Genomic DNA, 11,622 nt, shown 5'->3' with positions numbered 1-11,622 from the left:
TTTTTCTATTGCAGGAGGCATAGATGAAATTACATAAAAAACTAATAATTAGTTTCACATTTTTATTTACACTATTATTTACTGGGTGTGATTTTTTAGGAGAAAATGTTCCTGGTAATGGAACAATACCAACTACTTCTATAGTAGATGCACTACCAAGTGAAACAGTTACAACATTAAGAGCTCTACCAGATGATTTTACAACTAGAAAAGCAATTAGTTATTCTGGTTATAGGGAAGGACAATCCCCTGATACTAAGATATATCCTACAACTGACCAGATTTTAGAAGATTTACAAATGTTAGAATCAATGGGGTTAACTTTAATAAGGTTATATGACACTTCTACCCACGCAGAGAGGGTTCTTGAAGTAATTAAAACAAACAATTTAGATATGAAAGTAATGCTTGGTGTTTGGATTGCAGGAGCAACTGAAGCCGAAGATTTAATAAATATAGAGAACTTAGATAAGGCTGTAACATTGGCTAATGGGGAATACTCAGATACTGTTTTAGCTATTAGTGTAGGAAATGAGTGTATGGTCGACTGGAATACTTTTGGTCACGCAGTACCAGCTGCCCATGTAGCAGGTTATGCAACATATATTCGAAGTAAGGTTACTCAACCCATTACAGTAGATGATAACTGGGAACCATGGTCTATGAAGGATGAATCAAATACTGTAGGACCATATGCCGATGTTGAACTTGTAATTAAGGCAGTAGACTTTTTAGCTATACATACATATCCAATATTCGATGCTGAACACGGCTTATGGGATCATGTTTTAGAAGATACTCCAGAAGCTGAAAGAGCAGATGCTATGATGAATGCAGCAATTGATTATGCAGAAAAAAACTATGATGCGGTTAAAAATAATATTGTCTCCCTTGGATTTGATAAACCAATAGTTATTGGGGAATCAGGTTGGCAGGATAGTGGAGATGCTGAAAATATTGGCCACCAGGTTAACCAAGCTATGTATTATGAGAAAATGAATCAATGGTTAGAAACAGATATTGATAGTCCGGTGACTTGTTTCTTCTTTGAAGCCTTTGATGAGCCATGGAAATCCTCCGATGACCATTGGGGTTTCTTTAATGTAAATAGGGAGGCTAAATACATTGTTTCAAGTAATGCTACATGGTCAACACTAGAGTTTACAACAGATGCCAACTCATATACAGATTCCGATGCTGTTTATGTAATTCCTGTTGATCTAGACCCTATATATACGGTTACAGACTCTATTTTTATAGTAATGGGAGAGGATCTATCTGTTGGGTACAATGGCCAGCTAGCTGGAGAAGAAAACAACCTACAATGGGAATCCTGGGAGAACAATAGTACTGCAGGATTTGATGATTATTTAGCAGGAGATGGCCAGGAAACCGGGGGTGATAATGACTTTATTGCCCCAATTCAGCCAACACCAGAATCATGGGGATGGGGTATGATGGCTTTAATGAAAAAGCAGGGTATGGATCTATCAGCATTTTCAAATGGGCATCTAACTTTTAGTATAAAAACAACTTATAGTGGAAATATAGAGATAGGTTGCCAAACAGGCTATGGTGCTGATGGTGATAGTTGGGATCTAATAAAAACAGTAGACCCAACTAACAACAGTTATGGTTATTTAAACGATGGGCAATGGCATGAGGTCTCAATTCCTATATCTGATCTTGTAGCAATTGGTTCACACAGTTTTGGAAATACTGGCGGAACAATTAACTTAGGGAAAGTATATATTCCTTTTGTTATAGGAGACAGGGATGGTAACCCTGATACGGCAGTCGTTAATGTAGATAAAATTAGATGGACACAGAACTAGTAATTTTATAGATATTTTTAATAGGTAAGGGGATGGAATATCCCTTTACTTTTTTATAAGTTTGAAAGAGGTAAAAAATGTCGAGTAAAGGTTACAAATATATGTCCCTCGCAGGTCGGGACTTTAGAGAAAAAACAGAAAATCAGATAACTGATGAATTCACGTCTATATTAAAAGATGGTGTTCATGGCATGTGTTTTAGTCCATATTTAGAACATCAAAAACCTGGTGATAAAATTTCAGATAAACAGATTATAGATAAAATTAAGATAATTAAACCATATACAAAGTGGATAAGAATATTCTCAACAACAGATGGGAATGAGAGAATTGCAAAAATAGCCCATGATTTTGGTCTTAAAACATTGGTCGGAGCTTGGATCGGTAAGGATCATGATAAAAATTTAGATGAGATTAGATCTGTAGTAGATATTGCTAAAGCTGGATATGCAGATATAGTTGCAGTAGGTAACGAGGTTATGTTAAGAGAGGATGTTTCCGAAGAGTTATTAATAAACTATATAGATATGGTTAAAAGCCAAATATCTGGAGTACCTGTAGGATATGTGGATGCCTATTATGAGTTTGGAGATAGACCTAAAATATCTGAAGTTTGCGATGTTATATTGGCAAACTGCTACCCTTTTTGGGAAGGTTGTTCCTTGGAACACTCTCTGCTCTATATGAAAGATATGTTTAGAAGGGCTACTAAAGCTGCAAATGGTAAAAAAGTAATAATAAGCGAAACTGGTTGGCCAAATATTGGAACAAAGTTCTGGGGTGCAGTACCTTCTAGAGAAAATGCTGTAAAATACTTTATAAATACATATAATTGGGCTAAAGAAGATAATATCGAAATCTTTTATTTCTCTACATTTGATGAGGCTTGGAAAGTAGAAGATGAGGGAGATGTAGGAGCATATTGGGGATTGTGGGATAAAAACGGTAATCATAAATATGCCCTAGAAAGTATGATAAGTGAGGTAAATAGTGACACTAGAGAGTAAATTTAATATAGCATATAAAAATTCAATATGTTATTCAGGTTATAGAAAAGGGCAAGCTCCTGGAGCTCTATCCCCATCTTATGATGAGATAAAAGAGGATCTACTCATTTTAAAAGATAATTGGGGTTATTTAAGGCTTTACGACTGCACACCCCATGCCTCAACAGTATTAGAAGTAATCGAGAAAGAGAGCTTTGATTTTAAAGTTATGCTTGGGACATATATTACAGCTGAAGTTAGCAATCCAAACTGTCCATGGGGAGCCATTTATAGCAAGGAAAAACTTGAGTCTAATAAAATAAAAAATAGAAAAGAGATCGAGAGGGCTATCGAACTTGGGAATCTCTATCCGGAAATAATTTTTTCCATATCTGTGGGGAATGAAGCAACTGTTGATTGGTCTGACCATTTAGTACCTGTAGAGAGTGTAATTGAATATGCAAAGATGGTAAAAAAAGGGACAAAACAACCTGTAACATTTTGTGAGAACTATGTTCCATGGATGGATAAACTAGAACCATTAGTTAGAGTTTTAGACTTTATCTCTATACATACATATCCAGTTTGGGAGTATAAGAGTATAGACCAAGCGATGGATTATACAAAGGAGAACTATTATGGAGTTGCAAATAGATATCCAGATACTCCTGTAATAATTACAGAGGCGGGTTGGGCCACTAACTCAAATGGGCGAGGTATTGAACCTGAAAATGTTAATCAAGAGTTACAGGCTAGATATTGTAGAGAACTAGTTACATGGTCAAAACAAAATAAAATCTTAACTTTTTTATTTGAGGCTTTTGATGAAGAGTGGAAGGGTTCTTCTGAGCCCCTAGAGCCAGAGAAGCACTGGGGATTATATTCCATAGAAAGAAAACCGAAATTAGTTATTAATGAGCTGTTTTAAAACTTGCGTTATTGTAAATTGTAAGTTAATATGTTTGCGTAAACATAAGATAAAATAAGTTAAATGGAGATTGTAATGAGAGATAACAACGTGTATTTAGGGGATCAATATCTAATTGATAACTCTGGAGAAGTTAAAGAAAAATTTGTAGATATGGATGGCGATAAGTTTTATCAGATAGAAAACTATACACAGATGCCTCCCTTTTTTATGACTATAACAAGTAGTTCTAATCATTGGATGTTTATCTCCAGTACTGGAGGGTTAACAGCAGGTAGAGTCGATTCTGATTCTGCATTATTCCCATATTATACTGATGACCGGATTACTGAGAATTCAGTAAATACAGGTCCAAAAACCATTATCCTTGTTACTAAAGGGGATAAGACATTTCTATGGAAACCATTTACAAATGAGAGTATAGATATTTATGATATTAAAAGTGTTTTATCTAAAAATGTTATGGGAAATATCCTAAAGTTTGAGGAGATAAATAATACATTAGGTCTAAGCTTTTCATACTACTGGATGAATAGTAAAAAACACGGTTTAGTAAGAAGATCAATAATTAAAAATATAAGTGAGAATAATGTTAATATAAATATTGTAGATGGATTTCAAAACCTAATGCCTTCAGGTGTAGAAACAAAGGTTCAAAGCGAGTTTAGCTGTCTATTAAATGGGTATAAAAGAACACAGCTAGATGAAAGTGGTTTAGGGCTAATAACCCTAAGTGCTACCCTAACAGATCTTGCAGAACCTAGTGAGGCTTTAAGAGCTAATACAGTTTGGCAGAGTGGGCTGGATGTAGAGAACTATCTTTTAGATGTTAAACAACTAGATAAATTCTGTCATGGAAAATCTATAAAAACTGAAACCGATGAGAAGGGTGAAAGGGGTTGTTATTTTGTTCAATCTAAGTTCTCTTTAGGATCAAAAAAAGAGAGAGAGTGGATTTTTGTAGCCGATGTAGATAAGGACCTTACAGAGGTTAATGAGATTAAACATTTCATACTAAATACAAAAAATAGAGAAGAAGTAGTTTTAGCTGATGTAAAGAATGGAACAAATGAGCTTAAAGAGATTCTTAACCAGAATGATGGACTTCAGATAACTGAAGTAGAGATGAATAGTGTTCACCATCAAGCAAATGTTCTTTTTAACATTATGAGGGGAGGGTTTTTCTATAAATCTTATATCATAGGAACAGAAGACCTAAAAGATTTTATTAAGAAAACAAATATTAATGTATTTAATAAAAACAGATCTGTCCTAGAGCAGTTAGAACCTGAAATGAACTATAATGATCTTTTAAAATTTATTTTAGATCAAAAAGATAGTGGTCTTGAAAGGTTATGGTATGAGTACCTTCCACTAACATTTAGTAGAAGACATGGAGACCCAAGTAGACCTTGGAATAGATTTTCTATTCAGACAACTAAAGCTGATGGTTCTGCTAAGTTAGATTATCAGGGGAACTGGAGAGACATATTCCAGAACTGGGAGGCTCTATGTTTCTCTTATCCTCAATATATTAAACATGTTATTGGGAAGTTTTTAAACGCATCAACTAAGGATGGTTACAACCCATATCGAGTTTCTAAAGATGGTATCGATTGGGAGTGCCCTGAACCTGGTAATCCATGGGCAAATATTGGATATTGGAGTGATCATCAAATTATCTACCTTCTAAAACTTCTTGAAATGTATAAACAACACAACCCTGAAAGTATTCGAGTTGAGTTAAATAATAAGAACTATACATACGCAAATGTACCATACCAAATAAGGACATATAAAGAGATCTTAAATGATCCTTATGAGACAATTATTTTTAATGAAGAGAAGAATAAAAATGTAAAAGCGTTTGCTAAAGAGATCGGTTCTGAAGGTAAAATGCTCCATGATAAAAATGGAAACATAGTATTAGGATCTCTATCAGAAAAACTTATGATTCACCTATTAACCAAGTTAGGAAACTTTATCCCAGAGGGTGGTATTTGGATGAATACCCAAAGACCTGAGTGGAATGACGCTAATAATGCACTAGTTGGAAAGGGGATCTCTGTTGTAACCCTAGCCTATATTAGAAGATATATCTCTTTTATGATCGATCTATATAGTGATTCATCGGATAGTTCTATAAAAATGGGTGAAGATACAATAAAGTGGTTAAACTCTCTATCATCAATCTTTAAAAGTTACGAGGGCAACTTAGGTAAAAGTCTATTAAATAGTGAGAGGTTTAAAATTGTTAAAGAGCTAGGTGAAGCATCAGAAGAGTATAGATCCGTATATTACAATCAGGAAAATGTAAAAGAGGGTGAAATCTCTGTAGGTGGGATTTTAGAATTCCTAAAAAGCGCTATTAAATGTGTTGATGACTCATTATATAAAAACAGAAGGGAAGACAATCTTTACCACTCCTATAATACTCTAGAAATTAAAGATGAACAGATGATAATTCACAACCTATATGAGATGTTAGAAGGGCAGGTTGCTATTTTAACTTCTGGTCTGTTAACTCCCCAGGAAGCTGATAAAACATTTGAAGCACTTAGAAATAGTTCCATGTATAGGGAAGATCAAAATAGTTATATGTTGTACCCAAATAGGGAGCTTAAAGGTTTTACCGAAAAGAATATTGTTCCAAATAGTGTTGTTGAGGGTAATACTATCTTAAAAGAGTTAATTGCCAAGGGTAACAAGGATTTAATTACAAAGGATATTTACAATCAGTACCATTTTAACGGTTCATTTAATAACTCTAAACAAGTAAAAGAGTGTTTGGATAGACTTAATATTAAAGATGATAAAAATGAGATAGTTTCAATTTTTGATACTGTTTTTGATCACCAATCCTTTACTGGAAGGTCTGGAACCTTCTTTGCATATGAAGGATTAGGGTCAATATACTGGCATATGGTAAGTAAGTTACTACTTGCAGCCCAGGAGAATCTTTTTGCAGCTGTGGAGAAAGGGGCTTCTAAAGAGCTTATAGAGTCACTAAAGAAGCACTATTACGATATTAGAAACGGTATAGGGTATAATAAAACAGCTGATGTTTATGGGGCTTTTCCATTTGACCCATACTCCCATACTCCCTATGCTAAGGGTGCTAAGCAGCCAGGTATGACCGGTCAGGTAAAAGAAGAGGTTATTACTAGATTAGCTGAGATGGGAATTACTATAGAGTCTGGAAAAATGGTTTTTAACTCTCTATTAGTAGATGATAGAGAATTCTTAACTAAGGCTACAACTTGGTCTGTATTAAACAATTCGGGAAGTGAAGTTGTAATCGAATTACCTGCTAAATCATTTGCAGGAACCCATTGTCAAACTCCATACATTATTAAAAAAGGGAGTAGTTCTAATATAACAGTTAATTTTAAAGACGGATCTACTAAAAATATACCTGGAAATGTACTGCCTAAAGAGTATAGTTTAATGATTTTTAATAAGGATAAGGCTATTAGTTATTTAGAAGTTGAATTAGAAAAATAGAAAGGATTTTTAATGAAGAAGTATAGTTTATTTATTGGATTTATCTGTGTTACAGGGCTCTTTTTAGGCTGTGTTTCAGATAGTAAAAGTGTTGTTATTGATAGATCAGAGTTTGATTGGCAACTAGTTTGGAGTGATGAGTTTAATTCTAAAACAATTGATGGATCAAAATGGAACTTTATACTAGGTGGTGGTGGTTATGGAAATAATGAGCTGCAATACTACTCTGATAGTGAAGATAATGCCCGAATAGAGAAAGGGAAATTAGTTATCGAGGCTCACAAAGAGGACTATGAAGGTAATAGCTATACTTCGGCTAAATTAACAACTCAAAATAAGGGGGATTGGACATATGGCCGATATGAGATTAGGGCTAAACTTCCAGAAGGACAGGGGATTTGGCCCGCATTTTGGATGATGCCAACAGACTACTCCATATATGGTCCTTGGCCAGCCTGTGGAGAGATCGATATTATGGAGGTTTTAGGCCATGAGCCAAATAAGACCCATGGAACCCTTCATTATGGAAATCCCCACAAATATACAGGAGACTCTTATACATTAGAAAAGGGTTCGTTTAGTGATTCATATCATATTTTTGCTCTAGAGTGGTTACCTGGAGAGATAAGATGGTACGTTGATGGTAAGCTATTTCAGGTCCAAAATGATTGGTATAGTACCCAAGACTCTTTAAATGGGGAGTTAACATTCCCTGCACCCTTTGATCGGGATTTTTATCTACAGTTAAATCTTGCAGTAGGGGGTAACTGGCCTGGAAGTCCTGATGAAACAACCAAGTTTCCACAAAAAATGCTGATTGATTGGATTAGAGTCTATCAACCCTCTAAACCTTACCCTAGAATGAAACCTAAAAAGGATAGACCTACCCAAGCTGAAGTACCAGGAAGAGACCCTGATAAAGAGGGAAATTTTACATTAAATAGTGGTTTTGATGATGGTTTAGATCATTGGGAATTTGGTAATTTTGAGAGTGGTTCTGGCTCTGTAGCAGTAGAAAATGGTGAAGTCCATGTAAAGATTAAATCAGCTGGTGGGCAGAAATGGGCAAATCAGTTAACCCAGGGTGGAATGAATTTAAAACAGGGTATTGAGTATAACATCTCATTTAAAGCTAGAGCTGCAAAATCCAGAAAAATAATGTTAAAAATTGGTGGTTTAGAAGCTAGAGGTTGGGCTGCCTATTCAAAAGAGATAGATGTTGATCTCTTTGAAGAGATGAGAGAGTACAATTATAACTTTATAATGAAGGAGAAGAGCGACCCTAAGGCTAGATATGAGTTTAATATGGGGTTAAGTGATATTGATATATGGATTGACGATGTTAAACTTACCCAAATTGGTGGTGAGTTGGCTTCAACTACAAAGAGAGAAAAACCATCAAGAACACCATTATTTAATGGGAACTTAATATATAATGGAACTTTTGATAGAGGAGATAACAGGCAGGCTTTCTGGAAGCTAGATCTAGATAGCAGTAGTGATGTTATGATAAACATAAGCCCTGATATTTATCAAAGAGAGGCAAAGATAGTAACTCTTGACACTAGTGGGACATCAAATGGAATCATTTTTTATCAAGATAATATAGACCTTATAGGAAACGAGACCTATGAGATGAAATTCCAATCCTATAGTTTAAGTAATAGACAATTAGCTGTAGCACTACTATCTAATAGTGGAGATATAATTTATGGCCCTAATTTTGTTGACCTATCAAAGGATAAAAAAGAGTTTTCTGTACTGTTTAATATAATAGAAGATCATAATAGGGTTAGAGTCGCCTTTATTCCATCCCTTGGAGATTCATCTGCAAATGTTATGTTAGATGATGTCTCTTTTATTAAACTTAAAAAACCAGTTGTTGTTTCTAAATATAGTAAAATAGAAGCTGAAGACTTTTTTAGTAAAAGTGATACCCCTCAAACCCAAGATTGTTCTGAAGGAACTCTTAATATTGGATGGATGACAGATGGGGATTGGTTAAAATATCGCTTAGATGTTGAGAAAGCTGGACTATATAAAATTAGATATAGAGTAGCTTCAGAGAAGTCTAATATACCTTTAAAAGCAGAAACAGTTTTAGGTTTTGATAAACAGGATTTTAAAGGGTCAGGGGATTGGCAGAGTTGGAAGACCATAGAGGGAGAGATAACTCTTCCTAAGGGGATATCTGATTTAAAACTCTCTGGTGTAGATATTAATATTAATTGGATAGAGTTAGAAATAGTTAACTAATATTTTTTACACTTCCGCCATATTGTAAATCAACTGGGAATATAAGGTGTTTATTAGTTGTGTTACTATCTTCAATTTGGTTTATAAGCATTTTAGCAGCCTCTTCCCCCATATCTTCAAGGGGCTGTCTAATTGTTGTTAATGGTGGTTTTGTATATTTACATAGCTCGTGTCCATCGAAACCAATAATTGACATCTTATCAGGAACACTCTCTCCTGTTGCATGTAACTCTTCATAGACTCCAAAAGCCATTATGTCTGTAGAGCTAACTAATGCTGTAGGTTTATCTTCCAGTGTAGACAAATATTTATAACATCTTCTCCCTGAAGCTATTGTATAGTCTCCCTCAAATATCCACTCATCCTTTATTGGGTAGTTAAACTTCCTCATTGCAGCCTTATACCCCTTAAGTCTTTCAGTGACATTTTGAGTCAAAATATTACCCTTTATAAAGGCAATTTTTTTATGACCATTCTCAATTAAATGTTTAGTTGCACTGTACATCCCTGTAAAGTTATCTGTATCTACATAGTTTATCTTGTAACTTGGATCTCTATCCCCAATTATCACACAGGGGATACTATCCTTAGTTATTTTTTTTAACTGTTCCTCTGTTGGTTTTGATCCTAATATTATAATTCCATCAGCCTTTCTGCTATAGTATGGACTAAGGGTGTCAAAATCAGATATTTTACCCCGTTGGGAAGATAATAGAATATCATAACCTAATTTTATACAGTGTTTTTCAATACCAGATAATAGCCTTGTATAGTATGAGTTGGCTTCAACTGTTTCGCTTGATGGAAGTGGGGCCTCAATAGCTATAGTCATTACCCTATTACGGTTTAAACCCTGGGCTATACTGTTAGGGTAGTAATTTAACTCCTTAATAGCTGCTTCAACTTTTTTCTTAGTCTCGGGTTTTACATTTCCCATATTATTAATTACTCGAGATACCGTTATAAATGATACATTAGCCAATTTAGCTACATCTTTTTGAGTTGCCATACTAATATATAATATCTGGTGGTTGGTTTAATGTCTAGTTAGATCTTTTACCGATAAACCTGGATGTAGTGTAACCGGGAAAATTAGGTGTTGTGGTTCATTATAGTTCTTTTCAATTTGATTAATTAAAAGTTTTGCTGCTTCCATCCCCATATCCTCAAGGGGTTGATACATTGTTGCAAGTTGGGGATTTGTATATGAGCAGATTTCATGACCATCAAAACCAATTATTGATATATCATCAGGAATATTTATTCCCATAGTTACGCACTCTTCATAAAAACCTATAGCCATTAAATCCGTACTTGAGATAACAGCTGTTGGAGGCTCTTTTAATTTTATAAAGTACTTTAATGCCTCACCCCCTGATTCTTTAGTATAATCACCATCAAAAATTAGGGTGGGATCAATTTTTATCTTCTCAACTCTCATAGCCTCTAAAAACCCGGAAAATCTATCAACTGCATTTTGATTCTCCTGATTTCCTTTTATATATCCAATTCTTCTATGACCTCTAGATATAAGATATTCAGCTGCGTTACACATACCTTGGAAATTTTCGGTATCAATGTAGTTTAGCTTAATACTTGGATGTCTATCCCCAACAATTACACAGGGAATATTATCCTTTGAGATACTCTCTAACTGTTTTGTATTGGGTCGAGATGCAATAATTGCTATACCATCAGCTTTTCTTTCGTAAAAAGGCTTTAAAAAGTCTAACTCTCCTTTACCAGCTCTCTGGGATGATAAAAGAAGGTCGTAGCCGTGGAGAATACAGTATTTTTCTATACCAATTAATATTCGCCTATAATAAGATGTCCCTTCAATTGAAGATTCAACTGGTAGTGGTGTCTGGATGGCTAAAGTTTTTATTTTGTTACTATTAAGCCCCTGGGCAATGGTATTAGGGTAGTAATTTAACTCTTTAATTGCTTTTTCTACTCGTAGCCTCGTCTCTTTTTTTACATTTCCCATGTTATTTATTACTCTAGAAACTGTAATAAAAGATACGTTTGCCAACTTTGCAACATCTTTTTGAGTGGCCAATATTACTTCTCCTAAATAAAGGGGCAGATATTGCCCCTTTAAACTATTTTATAT

At 34.6% G+C, this 11,622-nt stretch carries 7 protein-coding genes; 5 read left to right on the top strand and 2 right to left on the bottom strand.

All coding sequences use genetic code 11. The features are described from left to right. Nucleotides 1-23: 23 nt before the first annotated feature. The 5 genes from EW093_RS06805 (at nt 24) to EW093_RS06785 (ending at nt 9,509) form a co-directional block, all read left to right on the top strand. A complete protein-coding gene (locus tag EW093_RS06805; protein ID WP_149567665.1) occupies nt 24-1,835 on the top strand; it encodes a glycosyl hydrolase family 17 protein in 1,812 nt (603 codons plus the stop codon). A 77-nt stretch (nt 1,836-1,912) separates the two neighbouring features. Then, entirely contained in the window at nt 1,913-2,842 is a 930-nt protein-coding gene (locus EW093_RS06800; RefSeq protein WP_149567664.1) for a glycoside hydrolase family 17 protein, read from the top strand. Continuing rightward, nucleotides 2,826-3,749 carry a glycosyl hydrolase family 17 protein gene (locus tag EW093_RS06795; RefSeq protein WP_223111662.1) on the top strand — a complete coding sequence of 308 codons (924 nt, stop codon included), beginning with the start codon at nt 2,826-2,828 and terminating at the stop codon, nt 3,747-3,749. Before EW093_RS06800 ends, EW093_RS06795 begins: the two co-directional genes overlap by 17 nt. A gap of 75 nt (nt 3,750-3,824) precedes the next feature. Then, nucleotides 3,825-7,253 (top strand): hypothetical protein, encoded by a 3,429-nt coding sequence (locus EW093_RS06790; protein ID WP_149567663.1) that lies wholly within the window; start codon nt 3,825-3,827, stop codon nt 7,251-7,253. Between the two features lie 12 nt (nt 7,254-7,265). Further along, the gene (locus tag EW093_RS06785) at nt 7,266-9,509 is read left to right on the top strand and encodes a carbohydrate binding domain-containing protein (RefSeq protein ID WP_149567662.1); all 2,244 of its coding nucleotides are present in this window, start codon (nt 7,266-7,268) and stop codon (nt 9,507-9,509) included. On the opposite strand, the gene EW093_RS06780 is transcribed toward EW093_RS06785, so the two are convergent. After that, nucleotides 9,502-10,518, bottom strand: coding sequence for a LacI family DNA-binding transcriptional regulator (locus EW093_RS06780; RefSeq protein ID WP_149567661.1), 1,017 nt, complete (start codon nt 10,516-10,518; stop codon nt 9,502-9,504). The genes EW093_RS06785 and EW093_RS06780 overlap by 8 nt on opposite strands. 27 nt (nt 10,519-10,545) lie before the next feature. Next, on the bottom strand, nt 10,546-11,568 hold the full coding sequence (locus EW093_RS06775) for a LacI family DNA-binding transcriptional regulator (RefSeq protein ID WP_149567660.1): 1,023 nt from the start codon (nt 11,566-11,568) through the stop codon (nt 10,546-10,548). Nucleotides 11,569-11,622 lie beyond the last annotated feature (54 nt).

The sequence above is a fragment of the Thiospirochaeta perfilievii genome (assembly GCF_008329945.1).
Classification (GTDB): Bacteria; Spirochaetota; Spirochaetia; order DSM-2461; family DSM-2461; genus Thiospirochaeta; species Thiospirochaeta perfilievii.
This window is presented reverse-complemented; position numbering and strand designations above follow the sequence as displayed.

Excerpts from the sequence above, each read along its gene's own strand:
- EW093_RS06805 (WP_149567665.1), top strand. The coding sequence starts at position 24 with ATGAAATTACATAAAAAACTAATAATTAGTTTCACATTTTTATTTACA.
- EW093_RS06800 (WP_149567664.1), top strand. The coding sequence starts at position 1,913 with ATGTCGAGTAAAGGTTACAAATATATGTCCCTCGCAGGTCGGGACTTT.
- EW093_RS06790 (WP_149567663.1), top strand. The coding sequence starts at position 3,825 with ATGAGAGATAACAACGTGTATTTAGGGGATCAATATCTAATTGATAAC.
- EW093_RS06785 (WP_149567662.1), top strand. The coding sequence starts at position 7,266 with ATGAAGAAGTATAGTTTATTTATTGGATTTATCTGTGTTACAGGGCTC.
- EW093_RS06780 (WP_149567661.1), bottom strand. The coding sequence starts at position 10,518 with ATGGCAACTCAAAAAGATGTAGCTAAATTGGCTAATGTATCATTTATA.